The 18,784-nt window shown below is 60.2% G+C and carries 17 protein-coding genes; 4 read left to right on the top strand and 13 right to left on the bottom strand.

Annotated elements, in window-relative coordinates; translation table 11 throughout:
- Nucleotides 1-4 precede the first annotated feature (4 nt).
- Nucleotides 5-1,132, top strand: coding sequence for an acyl-CoA dehydrogenase (locus PSEBG33_RS13450; RefSeq protein ID WP_005788305.1), 1,128 nt, complete (start codon nucleotides 5-7; stop codon nucleotides 1,130-1,132).
- Nucleotides 1,133-1,143: 11 nt separating this feature from the next.
- The gene (locus PSEBG33_RS13445; protein WP_005788307.1) at nucleotides 1,144-1,917 is read left to right on the top strand and encodes an enoyl-CoA hydratase; all 774 of its coding nucleotides are present in this window, start codon (nucleotides 1,144-1,146) and stop codon (nucleotides 1,915-1,917) included.
- 136 nt (nucleotides 1,918-2,053) lie between these two features.
- Here PSEBG33_RS13445 and PSEBG33_RS13440 read toward each other — a convergent pair whose 3' ends face one another.
- The 12 genes from PSEBG33_RS13440 to arnC form a co-directional block, all read right to left on the bottom strand.
- On the bottom strand, nucleotides 2,054-3,205 hold the full coding sequence (locus tag PSEBG33_RS13440; RefSeq protein WP_005788309.1) for an acyl-CoA dehydrogenase family protein: 1,152 nt from the start codon (nucleotides 3,203-3,205) through the stop codon (nucleotides 2,054-2,056).
- A 3-nt stretch (nucleotides 3,206-3,208) separates the two neighbouring features.
- Nucleotides 3,209-4,309: an enoyl-CoA hydratase/isomerase family protein gene (locus PSEBG33_RS13435; RefSeq protein WP_005788310.1), complete on the bottom strand. Its 1,101-nt coding sequence runs from the start codon at nucleotides 4,307-4,309 to the stop codon at nucleotides 3,209-3,211.
- Between the two features lie 131 nt (nucleotides 4,310-4,440).
- Entirely contained in the window at nucleotides 4,441-5,148 is a 708-nt protein-coding gene (locus tag PSEBG33_RS13430; RefSeq protein ID WP_005788312.1) for an HPP family protein, read from the bottom strand.
- A gap of 164 nt (nucleotides 5,149-5,312) precedes the next feature.
- Nucleotides 5,313-5,501 carry a type VI secretion system contractile sheath small subunit gene (locus PSEBG33_RS28765; RefSeq protein ID WP_269745282.1) on the bottom strand — a complete coding sequence of 63 codons (189 nt, stop codon included), beginning with the start codon at nucleotides 5,499-5,501 and terminating at the stop codon, nucleotides 5,313-5,315.
- A 321-nt stretch (nucleotides 5,502-5,822) separates the two neighbouring features.
- Complete coding sequence (locus PSEBG33_RS13425; protein ID WP_005788316.1) at nucleotides 5,823-7,445, bottom strand: ArnT family glycosyltransferase; 1,623 nt, start codon at nucleotides 7,443-7,445, stop codon at nucleotides 5,823-5,825.
- On the bottom strand, nucleotides 7,446-8,828 hold the full coding sequence (locus PSEBG33_RS13420; protein WP_005788317.1) for a UDP-glucose dehydrogenase family protein: 1,383 nt from the start codon (nucleotides 8,826-8,828) through the stop codon (nucleotides 7,446-7,448).
- On the bottom strand, nucleotides 8,825-9,238 hold the full coding sequence (gene arnF / locus PSEBG33_RS13415; RefSeq protein ID WP_005788319.1) for a 4-amino-4-deoxy-L-arabinose-phosphoundecaprenol flippase subunit ArnF: 414 nt from the start codon (nucleotides 9,236-9,238) through the stop codon (nucleotides 8,825-8,827). Before arnF ends, PSEBG33_RS13420 begins: the two co-directional genes overlap by 4 nt.
- The gene (gene arnE, locus PSEBG33_RS13410; protein ID WP_005788320.1) at nucleotides 9,235-9,582 is read right to left on the bottom strand and encodes a 4-amino-4-deoxy-L-arabinose-phosphoundecaprenol flippase subunit ArnE; all 348 of its coding nucleotides are present in this window, start codon (nucleotides 9,580-9,582) and stop codon (nucleotides 9,235-9,237) included. The genes arnF and arnE overlap by 4 nt, the downstream gene beginning before the upstream one ends.
- Nucleotides 9,579-11,234, bottom strand: coding sequence for a lipid IV(A) 4-amino-4-deoxy-L-arabinosyltransferase (gene arnT / locus PSEBG33_RS13405; protein WP_005788322.1), 1,656 nt, complete (start codon nucleotides 11,232-11,234; stop codon nucleotides 9,579-9,581). The genes arnE and arnT overlap by 4 nt, the downstream gene beginning before the upstream one ends.
- Nucleotides 11,231-12,115 carry a 4-deoxy-4-formamido-L-arabinose-phosphoundecaprenol deformylase gene (gene arnD, locus PSEBG33_RS13400; protein ID WP_005788324.1) on the bottom strand — a complete coding sequence of 295 codons (885 nt, stop codon included), beginning with the start codon at nucleotides 12,113-12,115 and terminating at the stop codon, nucleotides 11,231-11,233. The genes arnT and arnD overlap by 4 nt, the downstream gene beginning before the upstream one ends.
- A complete protein-coding gene (arnA, locus tag PSEBG33_RS13395) occupies nucleotides 12,115-14,106 on the bottom strand; it encodes a bifunctional UDP-4-amino-4-deoxy-L-arabinose formyltransferase/UDP-glucuronic acid oxidase ArnA (RefSeq protein ID WP_005788327.1) in 1,992 nt (663 codons plus the stop codon). The genes arnD and arnA overlap by 1 nt, the downstream gene beginning before the upstream one ends.
- Nucleotides 14,103-15,137: an undecaprenyl-phosphate 4-deoxy-4-formamido-L-arabinose transferase gene (gene arnC / locus PSEBG33_RS13390; RefSeq protein ID WP_005788328.1), complete on the bottom strand. Its 1,035-nt coding sequence runs from the start codon at nucleotides 15,135-15,137 to the stop codon at nucleotides 14,103-14,105. Before arnC ends, arnA begins: the two co-directional genes overlap by 4 nt.
- Before the next feature lie 410 nt (nucleotides 15,138-15,547).
- Between arnC and PSEBG33_RS13385 the strand changes: the two genes are divergently transcribed.
- Both PSEBG33_RS13385 and PSEBG33_RS13380 read left to right on the top strand, forming a co-directional pair.
- A complete protein-coding gene (locus PSEBG33_RS13385; protein ID WP_005788330.1) occupies nucleotides 15,548-16,360 on the top strand; it encodes a M949_RS01915 family surface polysaccharide biosynthesis protein in 813 nt (270 codons plus the stop codon).
- 106 nt (nucleotides 16,361-16,466) lie between these two features.
- The gene (locus PSEBG33_RS13380; protein ID WP_005788332.1) at nucleotides 16,467-17,381 is read left to right on the top strand and encodes a site-specific integrase; all 915 of its coding nucleotides are present in this window, start codon (nucleotides 16,467-16,469) and stop codon (nucleotides 17,379-17,381) included.
- 22 nt (nucleotides 17,382-17,403) lie between these two features.
- On the opposite strand, the gene PSEBG33_RS13375 is transcribed toward PSEBG33_RS13380, so the two are convergent.
- Entirely contained in the window at nucleotides 17,404-18,600 is a 1,197-nt protein-coding gene (locus PSEBG33_RS13375) for a multidrug effflux MFS transporter (RefSeq protein WP_032803887.1), read from the bottom strand.
- Between the last annotated feature and the right edge of the window lie 184 nt (nucleotides 18,601-18,784).

The raw sequence follows: 18,784 nt of genomic DNA on the forward strand, positions 1-18,784 counted from the left end.
ACTTATGCTGCCCAATGACGAACAACTGCAAATCAGCGACGCCGCCCGGCAATTTGCCCAGGAACGCTTGAAGCCGTTCGCCGCCGAATGGGATCGCGAGCATCACTTTCCCAAGGAAGCCATCGCTGAAATGGCCGAACTGGGCTTTTTCGGCATGTTGGTGCCGGAACAGTGGGGCGGTTGCGACACCGGCTACCTGGCCTACGCCATGGCCCTGGAAGAAATCGCCGCAGGTGACGGTGCGTGCTCGACCATCATGAGCGTGCACAACTCGGTGGGCTGCGTGCCGATCCTCAAATTCGGCAATGATCAGCAAAAGGCCCAATTCCTCACGCCCCTGGCCAGTGGCACCATGCTCGGTGCCTTTGCATTGACCGAACCCCAGGCCGGTTCCGATGCCAGCAGCTTGAAGACCCGTGCACGCCTCGAAGGCGATCACTATGTGCTCAATGGCTGCAAACAGTTCATCACCTCCGGGCAAAACGCCGGGATCGTGATTGTGTTTGCCGTCACCGACCCGGCAGCGGGCAAGCGCGGGATCAGTGCCTTCATCGTACCCACTGACTCTGTGGGCTACACCGTGGCGCGAGTCGAAGACAAGCTCGGGCAACATGCTTCCGACACGTGCCAGATCCTGTTTGAAGACGTGAAGGTGCCCGTGGCCAATCGCCTGGGCGAGGAGGGCGAGGGCTACAAGATCGCCCTGGCCAACCTTGAGGGTGGCCGTGTCGGCATCGCATCCCAGTCGGTGGGCATGGCCCGCGCCGCCTTCGAAGCAGCCCGCGACTATGCCCGTGAGCGGGAAAGCTTCGGCAAACCGTTGATCGAACACCAGGCCGTCGCCTTTCGCCTGGCGGACATGGCCACGCAAATTGCCGTGGCCCGGCAGATGGTGCATTACGCCGCGGCCCTGCGTGACAGCGGCAAGCCGGCGTTGGTGGAGGCGTCCATGGCCAAGCTGTTTGCTTCGGAAATGGCCGAGAAAGTCTGTTCGGCCGCCTTGCAAACCCTGGGCGGTTACGGTTACCTGGGCGACTTTCCCCTGGAGCGGATCTACCGCGATGTGCGGGTCTGCCAGATTTACGAAGGCACCAGCGATATTCAACGCATGGTCATCTCACGCAATCTATAAGGAGCCGATACATGAGTTATGAAACCATCCTGCTTGACGTCCAGGGCCGCGTCGGGCTGATTACCCTCAACCGCCCGCAGGCGTTGAACGCCTTGAACGCGCAACTGGTCAGCGAACTGAACCAGGCGCTGGATAAGCTGGAGGCCAACCCAGAGGTCGGCTGCATCGTGCTCACCGGCTCGAAAAAAGCCTTTGCGGCCGGCGCCGACATCAAGGAAATGGCCGAGCTGACTTACCCGCAGATCTACATGGACGACCTGTTCAGCGACAGTGACCGTGTGGCCAACCGCCGCAAGCCGATCATTGCGGCGGTGAATGGCTTTGCCCTCGGTGGCGGCTGTGAACTGGCGTTGATGTGCGACTTTATCCTGGCCGGTGACAGTGCCAGGTTCGGCCAGCCGGAAATCAACCTCGGCGTGCTGCCGGGCATGGGCGGCACCCAGCGCCTGACCCGCGCCGTGGGCAAGGCCAAGGCTATGGAAATGTGCCTGACCGGGCGCTTTATCGACGCCGTCGAAGCCGAGCGTTGCGGGATCGTGGCGCGTATCGTGCCGGCCGATGAGTTGCTGGACGAAGCGCTGAAAGTCGCTGCCCTGATCGCCAGTAAGTCAGTGCCGATCAGCATGATGGTCAAGGAGAGCGTGAACCGCGCCTTTGAAGTCAGCCTGTCCGAAGGCGTGCGTTTTGAGCGCCGGGTGTTCCACGCGGCGTTCGCGACCCAGGATCAGAAGGAAGGCATGGCCGCATTCGTGGCCAAGCGGGCGCCGGAGTTCAAGGATAAGTAAAACGCTGTGGGAGGGGGCTTGCTCCCGATGGCGGTGGATCAGTCAGCACATCAGCTACTGAACCACGGCCATCGGGAGCAAGCCCCCTCCCACATTTGAACTGCAGCGTTTGACACAGTTTTTTGCAGTGTGTCAGTCAGAGCTGGTAGTGCTTGAGCTCCCTGGCAATCACCATCCGCTGGATCTCGCTGGTGCCTTCGTAAATCTGCGTGATCCGCGCATCCCGGTAGTAACGCTCCACCGGATAGTCTTCCAGATACCCATACCCGCCATGAATCTGCATCGCCTTGGAGCAGACCCGCTCGGCCATTTCCGAGGCAAACAGCTTGGCCTGGGACGCTTCGGACAAGCATGGTTTGCCGGCACTGCGCAGGCGCGCCGCGTGGAGAATCAGCAAGCGTGCTGCGTTCAGCTGCGTTTGCATGTCAGCCAACAGGTTGGCCACGCTCTGATGTTCGATGATCGCCTTGTCGAACTGCACGCGATCCCGGGCATAAGCCAGCGCTGCTTCAAAGGCGGCGCGGGCGATGCCCAATGCCTGGGCGGCAATACCGATGCGCCCACCTTCCAGATTGGACAGGGCGATTGCCAGGCCCTTGCCGCGCTCACCCAGCAGGTTGGCTTGCGGCACGCTGCATTGGTTGAGCGTAACGGCACAGGTGTCCGACGCACGAATGCCCATCTTGTGTTCGGTGCGGTCGACCACAAAACCCGGGGTGTCGGTAGGCACCAGAAACGCTGAAATACCCTTCTTGCCCAATTCCGGATCGGTCACCGCAAACACGATGGCCAACCTGGCGCGCTTGCCATTGCTGACAAATTGCTTGGCGCCGTTGATCACCCACTGGCCGTCTTTCAATTCTGCACGGGTGCGCAGGTTGTGGGCTTCGGAGCCGGCCTGAGGTTCGGTCAGGCAGAAGCAGCCGATGGCCTGGCCGCTGGCGAGTTCGGCCAGCCATGTGTGTTTTTGCTCAGCTGTGCCGTAGTTGAGGATAGGCCCGCAACCCACTGAATTATGGATACTCATCAAGGCGCCCGTGGCGCCGTCACCCGCAGAAATTTCCTCCACGGCCAGCGCGTAGGCCACGTAGTCCACATAGGTGCCGCCCCATTCTTCAGGGACAACCATGCCGAGCAGGCCCAGTTCGCCCATCTTTGCCACCAGTGCGTCGTCGATCCAGCCGGCTTTCTCCCAGGCTTGGGCATGGGGGGCAATTTCGCCACGGGCGAAGTCCCGCGCCATGTCGCGGATCATGATTTGTTCTTCTGTGTATTCAAGATCTTGCATGGCTTATTTCTCAATCTGCGCGAAGCTGTGGAAGAAGCTCTCGACGTGGCTGGCATCCAGCGCATTGAGCGTGGGCGGGTTCCAGCGCGGGGCTTTATCCTTGTCGATGATCAGGGCGCGAACGCCTTCAATCAGGTCGCCACGTTCGAACCATTGACGGTCCAGGTGCAGCTCCAGAGCAAAGCACTGTTCCAGCGGGAGGTGCCGGCCACGACGCAGCATTTGCAAGGTCACGGCCATGGCCAGGGGTGAGCGGGTCTGCATCAGATGGGCGGTAGTCAACGCCCATTCGTGGGTGTCGGCGACCGTAACTGCCTGCAATTGCTCGACGATGCTGGGTACATCCGGCAGGGCGAAGAAGTGATCAATGACCGGGCGCAGGGCCGCCAGCGGCGCATCGGGCAATTGCTGCACCGCCAGTTTGGCGAGCACACCTTGCAAATCCTTGAGGGGGGAGTCGCTCCATTGCAACTGGTCGAGCTTGTTGTCCAGGGCGGGGAGTCTGGCGCTGTCGATAGACCAGTCGGCCAGCCCGCAATACAGCGCATCGGCGGCACGTATCTGCACCCCGGTGACGCCAAGGTAAGTCCCCAGCTCACCGGGAATACGCGACAGGAAATAGCTGCCGCCTACATCGGGGAAGTAGCCGATAGCCACTTCCGGCATCGCCAGGCGACTGCGTTCAGTGACGACCCGCAGATCCGCGCCTTGTACCAGGCCCATGCCGCCGCCGAGGACGAAGCCGTCCATCAGTGCCACGACCGGTTTACGGTAATGGTGGATGGCCAGGTCAAGGGCATATTCCTCCACGAAGAAATCCTGGTGCAGGGTGTCGCCGTTCTTGAAGCTGTCGTACAGCGAGCGGATATCGCCGCCAGCGCAGAAGGCTTTTTCGCCGGCGCCACGCAGCACCACGGCATAAACCTGCGGGTCATCCGCCCACGCCTGCAGCTGCGCCGTCAACTGGCGGACCATGTCGAGGGTGATGGCATTCAAGCCGGCGGGGCGATTGAGGGTGAGGTGGCCGATATGGTTACGCACTTCACTCAGTACTTCCTGCTGAATATCGGCGTGGCTTGCTTCGGATGAAACCTGAGCAGTCATCACTAACTCCCTGCTTTTATTGTTCTTTATCAAGATGTTCGCGGGCGAACCTTCTCGCGATCCTACCAGTGCAAATTTGCCCAGTACAACCGGTAATCATGCAGGTCGTTTTTGCATTTATGCCGTAGGGATCAAGCCACGCGATTGGCCAGGACCTCACCGATACTGCGACGTCGTGCATGGCCTTCTGCTGCGTGAATCAGTTGTTCCAGCTCGGTGGGCTCGACATCGTAAAATTGCTCCATTTCGGCCAGCGCCAGCTTGAGGTCGGCCGCTGTAATCGATGGATCGCTCACGGGCTGAATGCCGAGGACGACAGGAGCAGGTTCGGCCAGCCCCTTGGGATAACGTGTGCGCGTGGCATTGTTATAGAGCAGTGCGCATCCCAGCAGAGCGCCGGCACCCAGCATGACCGGCGCCAGTTCATACCAGCCCAGGGTAATGGACGCAGGGTCGGCCAACACCAGGGTCATGGCCAGGCCACCGGCCGGTGGGTGCAGGCAACGCAGCCAACAGATCAGTATTACCGTCATGCCCGCCGCCAGGCACGCGTTACCCAGGGTTCGCCCCAGTACCCGTGCCACCAGCAATGCAACGATGCCGGCACACAGGTAACTGCCCATGATCGACCATGGCTGGGCCAGCGCTCCCGATGACACCGCAAACAGCAACACGGCCGAAGCGCCAAGGGGGCCGAGCAAATGCAGGGCAACCTCCATGCCGAATACCTGGGCGCAAGCCCAGACACTGAACATTGTGCCCAAGGCCATGCCGATGCCGGCACGACTCCATTCAGCGGGGCGGGTGTTGATTGCAGCGGGTAACCAGCGAGCGAGCATTAAAGACGATCCATAAACGGCGGGCGAAAAAAAAGGCCTGCCTGGTTTCCCGGTGCAGCCCTTTGAACGTTCCAACATTTGGGGGAGGAACCCGTGCAGTGTGCCGAGGTTGGTCTGATCGCACCACTGCATATTAATGAGGGTTAAACGCAAATATTATGCAGTTAAAGGGTGTCTCCGAACGTAATGGGGCCTGCCACAGTGGACGCTGGTGTGCAGATTTTGCCCAGCACCCGGTTATTGGCCTCTTCATTGAACAAGCGCTCATGCAGGTCTTCGCGCAATTTGGCGTCGTTGGCCAGTGGCCCCTTCAACGCCACCAGCGCGTCGCGCAATGCCATCAAACGATCCAGTCTTGGTAAAGGTACATTCAACAGTTCCTCTCGCACGGCATTGTCCTCTCAATGAAGTAAGCCATCGCGCGTGGGCAGCCTACAGAGTCCTTGTAGTTATGGCGTGCCTTGACCCAAGCGCTTTCGGGACAGCCCTGACGATCGGGTGGTAGATACTTAATGCACGTGGCAGCGAGTCTACCGTCGGGTTCCAGGCACAGGAAGGGAAAGTGCACCAGCTATTACGCAAAGGAATGTAGGCGTTTTCTTGGTGCCTGTGATGAAAGACGCCCACCGGTTAACGAGTCGACGTTCTTTCTTACAACGCCCCTAGAAAAGTGCTCATGGCACCGTGGTTTTTACCAAATGCAGCAATACGTAAGGGTTCTTGTCGAACTCGCCGGTCAGCGTGGGCGTGATCGAACGCAAGCGTGGATCGTCCAGCCCTTCGAAGTCGGCCTGGCTCATGACCAACCATGCCGGGGCCTGGATCGGCTTCAATTCAATGGGCAATTGGGTAAACAGCGGGACCTTGTCACAATCGAAGTTGACCATGAACTTGATGGCTTTGGCGTCTTTACCCAGCGCGTGCAGCACCACGGGCGCCGGTTGCTGCAGGACTTGAGCCTTGACGGCGAGGCTGAACGTGCGGGTGTCGTATAACCGACGCTCCAGGGGTTCGACCACCAGGATGTAGGTTGTCCAAAGGGCCAGCACTGCAGCCAGGGCCGGGCCATACGTACGCAGCCGGGACTTGAGCAGTGTCAGCAGCGCCAGGATCTGAAGCAGACCAAGCACGGCGAAGATCACTTCAAGGTGGGCCAGCGGCTCCGGATAACGCCGCCGTGCGGCTAGCAGGCCAATCACCAACAGCGTCGGCAATAGCGTCCAGACGCCCAGCATCAGGCCGCGCAGCCAGGCAAACAGTCGCCCCTGTGTCGCCTGGAACGGATACGCGGCAATGATCGCTGCCATCGGCAACATCGGCAGGATATAGCGCGCTTTTTTTGCCTGTGGCACCGACAGGCCCACCATCACCAGCACACCCGCGGCTGCGCAATACAACACCAGCTTCAATGCCGGATCCGGTGTGCGCCGCCCGCCGATCATGACAGCCGCCAGTACCAACACTGCCAGCGGATAAGCCAGCGCGTAGTTACCCATGGAGCTGGTGAAGTAATACAGCACACCGCCGGAGCCTTCGCTGCCATCCATGCGCCCCAGAAACTGCATACGAATCACGTCATGCATGAAGTCTTCGCCGCCGCTGAGCTTGGCCAGTAGCAGCAACAGACCGACGCACGCCGCCAGCAGCGCCAACGCCAGCAGGCCGAAACTGAACAGGCGGCGCCACTGGCGGTTGATCAGGTAATAGCTGCACAACACGCCTGTGGGGATCACCAGGCCAATCGGCCCACGCAGTGCAAACCCGAGCAGCAGCAACACAAACACCCAATGCAAGCGCTTGGCAGCAGCGAAGTGATCATGGGCATAGCCCAGATAGAACACCGCCAGGGTCACGGCGGCGAGCATCTGGTCCAGGGAGACCGCGCGGGTTTCGCTGACAAAGGTGCTGCTGAGCAGCAACATTGCCAGGCTCAACAGCCCCCAGCGCGGGGAGTAGGGCGCAGTCAGGCGGTAGACCAGCATTACGATCACTGCTGACGCGACCGCGGTGGGCAGCCATGCCGTCAGGCTGGTGACCTGGCCCAATGGCAACGACAGCAGCCAGGTCAGCAGCGTTGAAGTCGCCAGGTAGTCGGCATACGGTTGGCCGTAGGTCGTGGGGAAGAAACCTGGTCCGTGGCGCAGCATTTCCTGGGCAAACACCACGAAGCGTGAATCAAAGCCAATAATTGCCTGGTGCCAGTTGCCGGCGATAAACAGCACCAGCGCCAAGAGCCCAAGCCCCAGTGACTGGCGGCGGATTGTGGCGCTCTGCATGGATGGGAAAGCCTTGTTCACCTAGCCGACATCCCTGACCTGTTCCACCCAGTTTTGCTGGGGAATCGGCAACTCGCAGGAATCGCCACGGCCAATGGGGAAATACTTGAAGCCTTTGCGTGTCAGGCGTTCGCCGTCATACAGGTTGCGGCCATCGAAGATCACCGGTGTTTTCAAGCGCTGGTGAATCAGGTCGAAGTCCGGCGCCTTGAATTGCTGCCATTCGGTGCACACGATCAGCGCATCGGCGCCGCCCAGGGTGGACTCCGGGGTGCCCATCAGCATCAGGCGCGGGTCGTCGCCATAGATCCGCTGGGTTTCCTGCATGGCTTCCGGGTCGAAGGCGCGCACATTGGCACCGGCGGCCCACAAGGCTTCCATCAGCACGCGGCTGGGAGCGTCGCGCATGTCATCGGTGTTGGGCTTGAAGGCCAGGCCCCACAGGGCGAAAGTCTTGCCCTTCAGATTGCCTTTGAAGAACGCATTGATGCGCTCGAACAGCTTGCTCTTCTGGCGCTGGTTGATGGCTTCCACTGCTTCGAGCAGGTCGCTGGAGCAGTTGGCTTGCTTGGCGCTATGGATCAAGGCACGCATGTCTTTGGGGAAGCACGAGCCGCCGTAGCCACAGCCTGGGTAGATGAAGTGGTAGCCGATTCGCGAGTCGGCACCAATGCCCAGGCGCACCGATTCAATATCGGCGCCCAGGTGCTCGGCCAGTTCGGCAATCTGGTTGATGAAGCTGATCTTGGTGGCCAACATGCAGTTGGCAGCGTACTTGGTCAGTTCGGCGCTGCGCAGGTCCATAAAGATGATGCGGTCGTGGTTGCGATTGAACGGCGCGTACAGGTCGCGCATGACCTCACGTACTTCCTCGCGCTCGCAGCCAATGATGATGCGGTCCGGGCGGCGGCAGTCGGCAACGGCCGAGCCTTCCTTGAGGAATTCCGGGTTGGAGACAATATCGAACTCCAACTGACGGCCAGCGGCATTCAGGTTCTTTTGGATATGAGCGCGCAGGGTGTCACCGGTGCCGACCGGCACGGTGGATTTCTCCACCAGAATCACCGGCTGCACGCGATGGCGGGACACGGCGTCACCCACCGATAGCACGTATTTCAGGTCGGCAGAGCCGTCTTCATCCGACGGCGTACCCACGGCGATGAACAACACTTCACCGTGCTCGACAGCGAGTTTTTCGTCGTAGGTAAAATGCAGGCGTCCGCTTTCCAGGTTGTCCTTGACCATCGCGGCCAGGCCCGGCTCGAAGATGGTCACGTGACCTTTCTGGAGCGACTCGACCTTGCTCTTGTCAACGTCCATGCAAATGACATCGTGACCGACTTCGGCTAATACAGTGGCCTGTACCAGACCAACGTAACCACTACCAAATACGCTGATTTTCATGGGGTATTCCTGGGACTTGAGGTGCAAGCACGACGAGAGTTGATAACCAGTACGCCGAGGATGACCAAGGCCACCCCCAGGGTTTTTGAAAGCGAGAAAGCTTCGTTGAACACCGGCAGGCTGGCGGCCAGCAGGTAGACCAACGCGTAGCTGATGCTGAGCAGCGAGTAGGCACGGCCCAGAGGCAAATGCTTGAGTGCGCCAAGCCAGCAGAGCATCGACAGCGCGTAGGCAATGATCGCCAGGATCACCACGCCCAGGGCACTCAGGTCGATGCTGTTGCGGGTGAAGGCGGCCAGCCACTCGGTGGGCAAGGGCAAGCGCGTCATGCTCCAGCGCATGCCCAGTTGGGCGACACTCACCAGGCCGACACTGCCCAGGGCCAGGGCGAAACCCTTTATGCGGCTCATACCTGGCGCCCCAGCAGCACGACGCCGGCAATCACCAGCCCCACACCCAGCCAGTGGCGGCCATCAATGGGTTCGTGAAATACAAAGCGCGCCATCAGCGTGACCAGCACAAAATTCAGGCTGAGCATGGGGTAGGCAATCCCCACTTCCAGGCGTTGCAATACCAGCAGCCACACCAGCAGGCCCAGGCCCAGGCACACCAGCGCTGACCATAACCACGGCGAACGCAGCTTCAATGCCCAGCCTTGAGGCAGGTTCCGCCAGCTTTCCACGGCGAACTTTTGCGAGACCTGGCCCATGCAGGTGAGCAAGCAGGCTGTGAGCAACAGCAGCAGGGTGGTCATGGCGCGACCTGCGGGAAAATCAGGATCACGATCTTGCCTTGGGCATAACGCTTGCCATCGGTGGGCAGCAACGCGAGCTCGTCCTTTTCGCCCTGGCTGTTGACGCGCATCACCACACCCACGGCCCCGGTGCGGCGGGTTTGCGCCATCCACGCCTGGATCGCGTTACGGTCGACCAGCCGATGGGCCGTGTCGGCGTAGGCCAGCCCGTACTTGACCTCGCCCGAGGTGTTGTAAAGCGTGATATCCGGTCGTTTGAGGCGCCAGGACAGTGCAGAAGCAGCGCCCAGATCATTGCTCAACAGGGCGACAGTGGGCTGTAATTCCTCGATGTGATCGATGATGAACTGGTCCGGGGTCTTGTTATAAACCACCGAATGGGGCAATGCCGCAGGCACCAATACCACGAGTAGCCCACTGCCAATCAGGGGCGCGGCCCACAACGTCAAGGGCCGTGCCGCTTGTAGCAGGTTGACCACGATCCAACCGAACAGGAAGATGAACACCAGCACCAGGCTGAAGGTTTCCTCACCCGGCTCGTACACCGGTTTTTTCAACTGGAACCAGCTGAGGGCCAGCAATACCAGCACACCGATCGCCAGGTTCAGCCAGCCATTGATGCGCAGGACGCGACCGTGGCCTTGCTTGAGCTTGTCGCTCAAGGTCGAGCCCATCAGCAACGCCAGGGGCAGCATGCAAGGCATGATGTAGGAGGGCAGTTTGCCCTTGGCCAGGCTGAAAAACGCCAGCGGCATCAACAGCCATAGCAGCAGGAATGCGGTTTTCGGCGCGCGCTTTTGCAGCCATGCCTGCTTGAGCGTGGACGGCAACAGGGCTACCCACGGTAGCGCGAACGCTATCAGCAGCGGCAGGTAATACCAGAACGGCTCAGCGTGCTGGGCATCTTCCCCGGCAAAGCGCTGGATGTGCTCGTGCCAGAAAAAGAAATGCCAGTAGTCCGGTTCTTGCAGGTGCACAGCCAATGCCCACGGCACGCTGACAGCAATTGCAACCACCACGGCCACGCCGCCAAACGTGCACAACTCACCCAGGCGTTTTTGCCAGAGGGCGTAGGGCAGGGCGATCAATACCGGCAGCAACCAGGCCAGGAAGCCCTTGGTCATGAAGCCCATGCCGCACGCGAAACCCAACAGCGCCCAGGACCACAGTCGGCCGCGCCGCGTGCTGCTGTCAAAGCAGAACCACAACGCTACGCCGGTCAGGTTGACCCAGAAGGTGAACTGCGGGTCCAGGTTGGAATAACCACCGAGGGCCGCCACGCTGACGAAGCTCATGTACAGCAGGGTGCTGACCAGGCTTTTGTGCGGGTCGTTCCACAAGCGGCGGGATACCAGGTAAACCAGCACAATGCTCAAGGCGCTGCTCAAGGCCGAGGCAAACCGCACGCCGAACAGGTTCTGCCCGAAAATCGCCTGGCCCAGCGCAATCATCCAGTAGCCCGCGGCGGGTTTTTCGAAGTAACGAATGCCCATGAAGTGCGGTGAGGCCCATTTGCCGGTCAGCAGCATTTCCTGGCTGATCTGCGCATAGCGGGTTTCATCGGGAATCCACAGGCCATGGGTGGCCAGCGGCAGCAGGTAAAACGCGGCAAACGCCAGCAGGAGCAGGGGCAAGGCCCAGCGACGAATCATGCCTGCTGTACTCCCAACCAACCCTCGCGGCCGCTCAATGCGCCGCGCACCAGTTTTTGTTGGGGCAGGGTGGTTACATCTGCGGGCAGAAGATCACCCAAGGGTTTGAAATCAATGCCGCGTTGCCCTGCCTGGGCGAGCAACTGGCGAAAATCATTGGCCATCAGAATCCCTTCAACTTCTGCGTGGATTGTGTAGACGTTCAGCTTCGCTGCGCTGAACCGGTCCAGGATGAAGCGGTTGAAATCATTGGCAGCCACCACCGGCCCGACGACTTCGTCGAAGGTCGGCAGGTCTACCGGAATTTGTGGGGTGCCCGCGCTGCCATCGGCCAGTGTCGGTCGAAACAGGCTGCTGCCCCGGCAATCACTGTTGTAGCGAAAATTGAAGCCTTGCTTGGCTTGCACCACGCGTTCGTCGGCGCGCCACCCTGCGGCGGCTGAACAGTCCACGCGCTCGCCTAGGATGTCGCTCAAAGTCTGCACACCACGCCGAATCTGCTCGACCAGCTGTGCCTCGCTCCAACGCCCAGTGTTGGCCTGCCAGCCATGGTGATCCCAGGCGTGCAGGCCGACTTCATGCCCGGCGGCCTTGGCCTGGCGCATCAGATGCCCCAGGTCGCGGCCGATCGGCTTGCCGGGCCAGGCGGTGCCGGCCAGCAAGATGTCCCAGCCATACAGGCCGGCGGCGTTGGAACGCAGCATCTTCCACAGAAACTGTGGCCGAATCAGGCGCCACAGATGGCGGCCCATGTTGTCCGGGCCGACACTGAAGAAGAACGTCGCCTTTACCCCGGCTTCATCCAGGGATTCGAGCAGCCGCGGCACACCTTCACGGGTACCACGGTAGGTGTCGACGTCGATGCGAAGACCTGCCTGCATTACTTTTTATCCGCAATTTCAAGCATGGCTTCATGCAGGAAGAAATCCAGGGTGTTGCCGATGGTTTCACTCATCTGCACGCTCGGTTCCCAGTTCAGCAGGCGCTTGGCGTTTTCGATGCTCGGTTTGCGGTGCGCCACGTCCTGGTAGCCTGTGCCGTAGAACGCCTTGCTCTCGACGTCGCGGAAACCGGCGAACGGCGGGAAGTTGTGGCGCAGCGGGTGAGCCTCGAACTGACGCAGCAGCTCTTCGCCCAACTGGCGGATGCTGGCTTCGTTTTCCGGGTTGCCGATGTTGATGATCTGGCTGTCGCACACGCCATTGTCGTTATCAATGATGCGCGCCAGCGCTTCGATGCCGTCGGCAATGTCGGTAAAGCAACGCTTCTGCTCACCACCGTCGAACAGACGGATCGGGGTGCCTTCCACCAGGTTCAGGATCAATTGGGTAATGGCGCGGGAGCTGCCGATACGCGCAGAGTCCAGGCGGTCCAGACGCGGGCCCATCCAGTTGAACGGACGGAACAGGGTGAACTTCAGGCCCTTGTCGCCGTAGGCCCAGATCACTCGGTCCAGCAGTTGCTTGGACACCGAGTAGATCCAGCGCTGCTTGTTGACCGGGCCGACCACCAGGTTGGAGGTGTCTTCATCGAAATACTGGTCCTGGCACATGCCATAGACTTCGGAGGTCGAGGGGAAGATCACACGCTTGTTGTACTTGACGCAGTAGCGCACCAGCTTGAGGTTTTCTTCGAAGTCCAGTTCGAACACACGCAGTGGGTTACGGGTGTATTCGATTGGCGTGGCGATGGCAACCAATGGCAGGACCACGTCGCATTTCTTGATGTGGTACTCGATCCACTCGGTGTGGATGCTGATATCGCCTTCCACATAATGGAAATTCGGGTGGCTGCGCAGGCGCTCGATGGCGTCGGAGCCGATGTCCAGGCCATAGACTTCGTAACGGTCGTCACGCAGCAGGCGCTCGGACAGGTGGTTACCGATAAAGCCGTTTACGCCCAGGATCAACACGCGGGTACGACGTGGCTTGCGGCCAGACTCGGCGCCGCGCAGTACGGAGCCATCCACCAGGCCCAGTTCATCGGCCAGGGCCGGACCGGCCAGGTACAGGCCGTTTTCGTTACGCTGGCCAAACTTGATGACCAAGGAGTCTTCACCGCAGGCAATACGCAGCGGGTTGACGCTGATCACACGGCCTGGCGCCAAACCGTCGTTACCCTTGACCACGTCGGCTTGCCATACGATCAGCTTGTGCTCGCCCACTGCGCAGAAGGCGCCCGGGTACGGCTGCGTCACCGCGCGCACCAGGTTGAACAGTTGTTCGGCAGGCTTTTTCCAGTCCAGCTTGCCATCGGCGGCAGTGCGGCGGCCAAAATAGGTGGCTTGGTTTTCGTCCTGGGCGGTTTCGGTGAGCTTGCCCAGGGCCAATTGTGGCAGCGCGTCGCGCAGCAAGGCTGTGGCCGCATCACGCAACTTGGCGTGCAGGCTCAGGCCGGTATCGGTGCGGTCGATGCTGACTTTCTGCTGGGCGAGGATGGCGCCGGCATCGGCACGCTTGACCATGCGGTGCAGGGTGACGCCGGTTTCGGTTTCGCCGTTGACCAACACCCAGTTGGCCGGGGCGCGGCCACGGTATTTAGGCAGCAACGAACCGTGCAGGTTGAACGCGCCTTTGCGAGCGATGGCCAGCAGCGGTTCGCTCAGCAGGTTGCGGTAGTAGAAGGAGAAGATGTACTCCGGGTTCAACTTGGCGATGCGCTCGACCCACAGCGGGTGGTTGGCGTCTTCCGGGGCGTGCACCGGGATGCCATGGCGTGCGCAGAGCTGGGCCACGGAGCCGTAGAAATTGTTTTCCTTGGGGTCATCGGCATGGGTGAACACGGCAGCAATGTCGTAACCCGCACCGAGCAGGGCTTCAATGCCTGCACAGCCGATATCGTGGTAAGCGAAGACAACAGCTTTTGAACTCATGACTGAACCTGATCGGAAGGAGAAGTAGAAGTATGGGAAGACACCAGGCCGTCAACGACGACGACTGGAGTCGGTGCTGCCGGCTGGTTGCGCAGCACTTTTTCAATAAAGAAGCGCGGGCGGGCGCGTACATCGCTGTACATGCGGCCCAGGTATTCGCCCAGCAGGCCCATGCCGATGAACTGGCCACCGGTAAACACGAACAGCACCGCAAACAGCACGAACAGACCATCACCCGCCCAATCGGCGCCGAAGGCCAGGCGCATGACGATCAGCGCAAAGGCGAACAGCACGCCCAACGCCGCGAGGCTGAAACCGACGATGGACAGCAGGCGCAATGGTGTGGTGGTCATGCAGGTCAGCAGGTCGAACATCAGGCTGATCAGGCGCATGGCGCTGTATTTGGACTCGCCGTGCTCACGCTCGGCGTGGTGCACGAGGATTTCCGTGGTATGGCGGGCAAAGCCGTTGGCCAGGATCGGGATGAAGGTGCTGCGTTCACGGCAGGCGAGCATGGCGTCGACGATGGTGCGGCGGTAGGCACGCAACATGCAGCCGTAGTCGGTCATGGCCACGCCGGTAGAGCGCTGCACGGCCAGGTTGATCAAGCGCGACGGCCAGCGACGGAACGCCGAGTCCTGGCGGTTGTTACGCACCGTGGCGACCACGTCGTAGCCCAGGGCAGCTTGCTCAACCAGGCGCGGGATCTCTTCCGGCGGGTTCTGCAAGTCGGCGTCGAGGGTGATTACGACTTCGCCACGGCACTGTTCGAAGCCGGCCATGATAGCGGCGTGCTGGCCGTAGTTGCGGTTGAGGATCACCGCTACAACATGGCTGCCTTCTTCGGCGGCGGCGTCTTCGAGCAGTTGGGCCGAATTGTCGCGGCTACCGTCATCCACCAGGATGATTTCGTATTCGTAGGCCAGCTGCTTGCAGGCTGCCGTGGTACGACGCAGCAGCTCCGGCAGGCTCTCTTGTTCGTTGTAGACCGGGATAACGATCGACACGCAATGAATAGGGTAGGGTTTCAAAGTTTCATGACCTCGGCTGGAGCAACTTGACGCGTGAAAACAGCAGCAATTATTGGGCAGAACTACAGCCCGCAGATGACAACGCGGCGCTAAAGATAAAGCGTAATCAACAGGTTAGTCGATAAATCACGGAATGCCCTGAAGTACTGCTTACAAGGTTAAGCGCAAATGTGTGCAACGAATATGAAAGGCGGATGAAAAACTCGTTTATTTGACAGGTAGACAGCTAGGGTTCAGCTAAGTAATCAAGGCGTTACATGTGCAGGCCGGATGGTCAGATCGGAACGCTGTGCTGGGCGTTTGGTTCAATTCGGGCGCTCCCGCTAGGCCAATGCCAGTGATTGAACAATCTTCTCTGCATTGGCGCTCAAGTGCCGGTAAAGTAAGCCATCTCTTGCCAGGGTACTCGGATGAATAGCGTGCAGCTTTTGCGCGGCCAGTTGCGGCCTGCGTTGATGGGATTATTGATGACGATGGCCTGTGTCACCAGCGTACGCGCTGATGAAGGGATCGCACTGACCAGCATCGAACAGGTGCCGGAAGGTGTGGAAGTGCCCGGCAAGCAAGTCGCTGCTTATACCTGGGATGACCTTCAGGGCAAGAACCTGCTGGTACTCGCCGAGCAGGTCAGCGAGCGGGAGGATGATGGCACCCAGTCGGCGTTTGTTTACGCAGCGCAGTACCTGCTTAAGGGCGACCGCCCCAAGCGCGTCTGGATGCTGCACGACGACGTGCAACGCTGCGAGTTCGACGCCAGCCTGCGCTTTGATCAGGCGGCCACCAAAGTCACCGACCTGCTGCGCGACGGCAATACCCAGGTCACGGTCGGTTATTCGCGCACCTGTACCAGTGATGTGAGCCCCAATGAGTTCAAGCTGATCATGCGGGTCGGCAAGTCCGGCAAGTATCGCCTGCGCGGCCTCGATCGCGTCGGCGCCAGTTGGTGGGACGAAGATGCCGGTGCCCTGCGCGGCATGCCGTTGCCCACTGACTGCAGCGTCGAGGCCCAACAGAAGTTGGTCAGCCAGTACAAGGAGCAGGGCACCGAACTGCCACTGCCAGGCTGCTATGGCGACGAGAAGGACTTTGCCAAGGCCCCGGCTGGCTACCTGACGTTTATGCGTGGGCATTGGTTTGCGCTGATGCAGCGACAGGACGCTGACTGGAGCCAGTCCCTGGCGCAACCGCAGGAACCGGCAGAGGAAGTCGAATTGGCGCCGTGATTTTGTGCCAGGGCCGCGCCTGGGTTAGACTCAGTCTTCGCCAACCCACTAAATACATCGATTAATCAATGAGTTGATTGATGTATTTAATCCAAAGGCTGATCCCTTGACCGAGACTATCCGCAACCCGCTGACCCTCTACCTCACTCGCCTGGCGCCCTCCAGCCAACTGACCATGCGCTACGTGCTGCAGGATGCCGCCGACCGCCTGGGTTTCGAAGACCTCAACCTCGAAGACATCGACTGGCATCTACTGCAACCCGAACACGTCGTCGCACTGGTGGCCGCATTGCGCGAGGACGGCTATGCGCCGAATACCTCATCGCTGTATGTGAATGCGATACGTGGGGTGATGAATGAAGCGTGGCGCATGAGCTTGATCAGCCAGGATCACCTGTTGAAGATGCGCTCGGTCAAGGCTGCCGCCGGTACGCGCCTGGGGCAGGGCCGCAACCTGCGTCGTACACTGATCCGCGAGATGCTCGATGTATGCGCAGCCGATCCTCGGCCCCAGGGCCTGCGGGATGCCGCGGTGATCGGCCTGTTGTATGGCTCCGGGATGCGCAAGTCGGAATCGGTCAATCTCGACCTCGCGCAGATCAATTTTGATCAGCGCAGCCTGCGGGTGATCGGCAAAGGTAATAAGGAACTGATCAAGTACGCGCCGGACTGGGCGTTCGCAAAACTGCGGGCGTGGCTTGAGTTTCGTCGTGAACAACTCAAGGAAGGTGAGCAGGACGACACCTTTCTGTTCAACCGTATCCGCCGGGGCAGCCACATCACGCGCGAACGCATTACCAAACATGCGATTTATTACATTGCTCGGCAGCGCGGTGATCAGGTGGGTGTGAAAATCATGCCCCATGATTTCCGCCGTTCGTTCATCACCCGAGTGATCGAAGAGCATGATTTGTCGATCGCCCAGAAACTGGCGCATCACACCAATATCCAGACCACCGCCAGCTATGACGTACGCGACGACAACGAGCGGCGCAGGGCAGTGGACCGCTTTGATCTGTGAGCTGGACGGGGTAGGGCAAGCCTCAGGAGGAGGGCGGGACGCTTGAGGCCAGGTGCGCCGGCAACCGGCGCAAGGTCCACAGCGTGGTGAGCATCGCGGCAAGCGCACATAGCGCAATGCCGATCAACATCGGTGCAGGAGTATGGTCGGCGAACACGCCCACCAGGGTCATCGAAACGGCCGCGGTAACCATCTGGATCGCGCCAAGCAAGGCAGATGCAGAGCCTGCCACCGCGCCATGATCTTCCAGCGACAGCACACCTGCCGCCGGCAGCAACAGGCCGAGAAAACCGAACCCGACAAACAGCAGGCCCATCATCAAGGACAGGCTATCACCCCAGAATGTGGTGGCTGCCAACAGGGCCATGACCGTGGCTACTGCGACCACCGACCAACGAATAAGCGGCGCCAGACCAAACCGTGCGCTCAGGCGTGCGGTCAGTTGGCTCATGGCAAAAAACGAGGCGGCGTTGAGGGCAAAACACAGGCTGAACTGCGTCGGTGTCAGGCCGAAATATTCGATGTATACGAAGGGCGCGCTGCCGATAAATACAAAGAAGGTCGCAAGACCAAACCCGCACACCACCGATAACCCGGTGAATACCGGGTCGCGCAACAGCGCTCCATAACTGCCGAATGCATTGCCCAGGGTCTTGCCCAAACGGCGTTCGGCCGGGTGGGTTTCCGGTAGTTGCACGATGGTCATGACCAGGCACAGCACGGCGACCACCGCCAGCACAGCAAATACTTCGCGCCAACTCCAGATCGAAATCACCAGGCTGCCGGCCAGCGGCGCGAGGATTGGCGAAACACTCATCACCAGCATCAGCAAAGCCATCAGGCGCGCTGCCTCATGGCCGGTGTACAGGTCGCGCACGATCGCCCGCGGGATCACCATCCCCGCACAGGCACCGAACGCCTGTATGGCACGAAATCCAATCAATACTTCGATGGTCGGCGCCAATGCGCAGCCGATACTGCCAACGGCAAAGATCACCAAACCCGCATAAATCGGCAGTTTGCGCCCGAACACATCGCTGATCGGCCCGTAGAACAACTGGCACACACCAATGACCATGAAAAACACGGTGAGGCTCATCTGCACCGCCGCCGGTGAGGCCCCAAGGCTTGCGCCCAGGGTTGGCAGCGCGGGCAGGTAGATGTCGATGGCAAACGGGCCGACGGCGGTGATCAAGCCCAGCAGCAGGGCGAGATGCATCCCCGCACAGGCACCGAACGCCTGTATGGCACGAAATCCAATCAATACTTCGATGGTCGGCGCCATGCGCAGCCGATACTGCCAACGGCAAAGATCACCAACCCGCATAATCGGCAGTTTGCGCCGACACATCGCTGATCGGCCGTAGACACTGGCACACACAATGACATGAAAACACGTGAGG

The sequence above is a fragment of the Pseudomonas synxantha BG33R genome (genome assembly GCF_000263715.2).
Lineage (GTDB): Bacteria > Pseudomonadota > Gammaproteobacteria > Pseudomonadales > Pseudomonadaceae > Aquipseudomonas > Aquipseudomonas synxantha_A.

Bases quoted from the DNA above. Each gene is read 5' to 3' on its own strand.
- PSEBG33_RS13450 (WP_005788305.1), top strand. From the start codon at position 5: ATGCTGCCCAATGACGAACAACTGCAAATCAGCGACGCCGCCCGGCAA.
- PSEBG33_RS13445 (WP_005788307.1), top strand. From the start codon at position 1,144: ATGAGTTATGAAACCATCCTGCTTGACGTCCAGGGCCGCGTCGGGCTG.
- PSEBG33_RS13440 (WP_005788309.1), bottom strand. From the start codon at position 3,205: ATGCAAGATCTTGAATACACAGAAGAACAAATCATGATCCGCGACATG.
- PSEBG33_RS13435 (WP_005788310.1), bottom strand. From the start codon at position 4,309: ATGACTGCTCAGGTTTCATCCGAAGCAAGCCACGCCGATATTCAGCAG.
- PSEBG33_RS13430 (WP_005788312.1), bottom strand. From the start codon at position 5,148: ATGCTCGCTCGCTGGTTACCCGCTGCAATCAACACCCGCCCCGCTGAA.
- PSEBG33_RS13420 (WP_005788317.1), bottom strand. From the start codon at position 8,828: ATGAAAATCAGCGTATTTGGTAGTGGTTACGTTGGTCTGGTACAGGCC.
- arnF (WP_005788319.1), bottom strand. From the start codon at position 9,238: ATGAGCCGCATAAAGGGTTTCGCCCTGGCCCTGGGCAGTGTCGGCCTG.
- arnE (WP_005788320.1), bottom strand. From the start codon at position 9,582: ATGACCACCCTGCTGCTGTTGCTCACAGCCTGCTTGCTCACCTGCATG.
- arnT (WP_005788322.1), bottom strand. From the start codon at position 11,234: ATGATTCGTCGCTGGGCCTTGCCCCTGCTCCTGCTGGCGTTTGCCGCG.
- arnD (WP_005788324.1), bottom strand. From the start codon at position 12,115: ATGCAGGCAGGTCTTCGCATCGACGTCGACACCTACCGTGGTACCCGT.
- arnA (WP_005788327.1), bottom strand. From the start codon at position 14,106: ATGAGTTCAAAAGCTGTTGTCTTCGCTTACCACGATATCGGCTGTGCA.
- PSEBG33_RS13385 (WP_005788330.1), top strand. From the start codon at position 15,548: ATGAATAGCGTGCAGCTTTTGCGCGGCCAGTTGCGGCCTGCGTTGATG.
- PSEBG33_RS13375 (WP_032803887.1), bottom strand. From the start codon at position 18,600: ATGCATCTCGCCCTGCTGCTGGGCTTGATCACCGCCGTCGGCCCGTTT.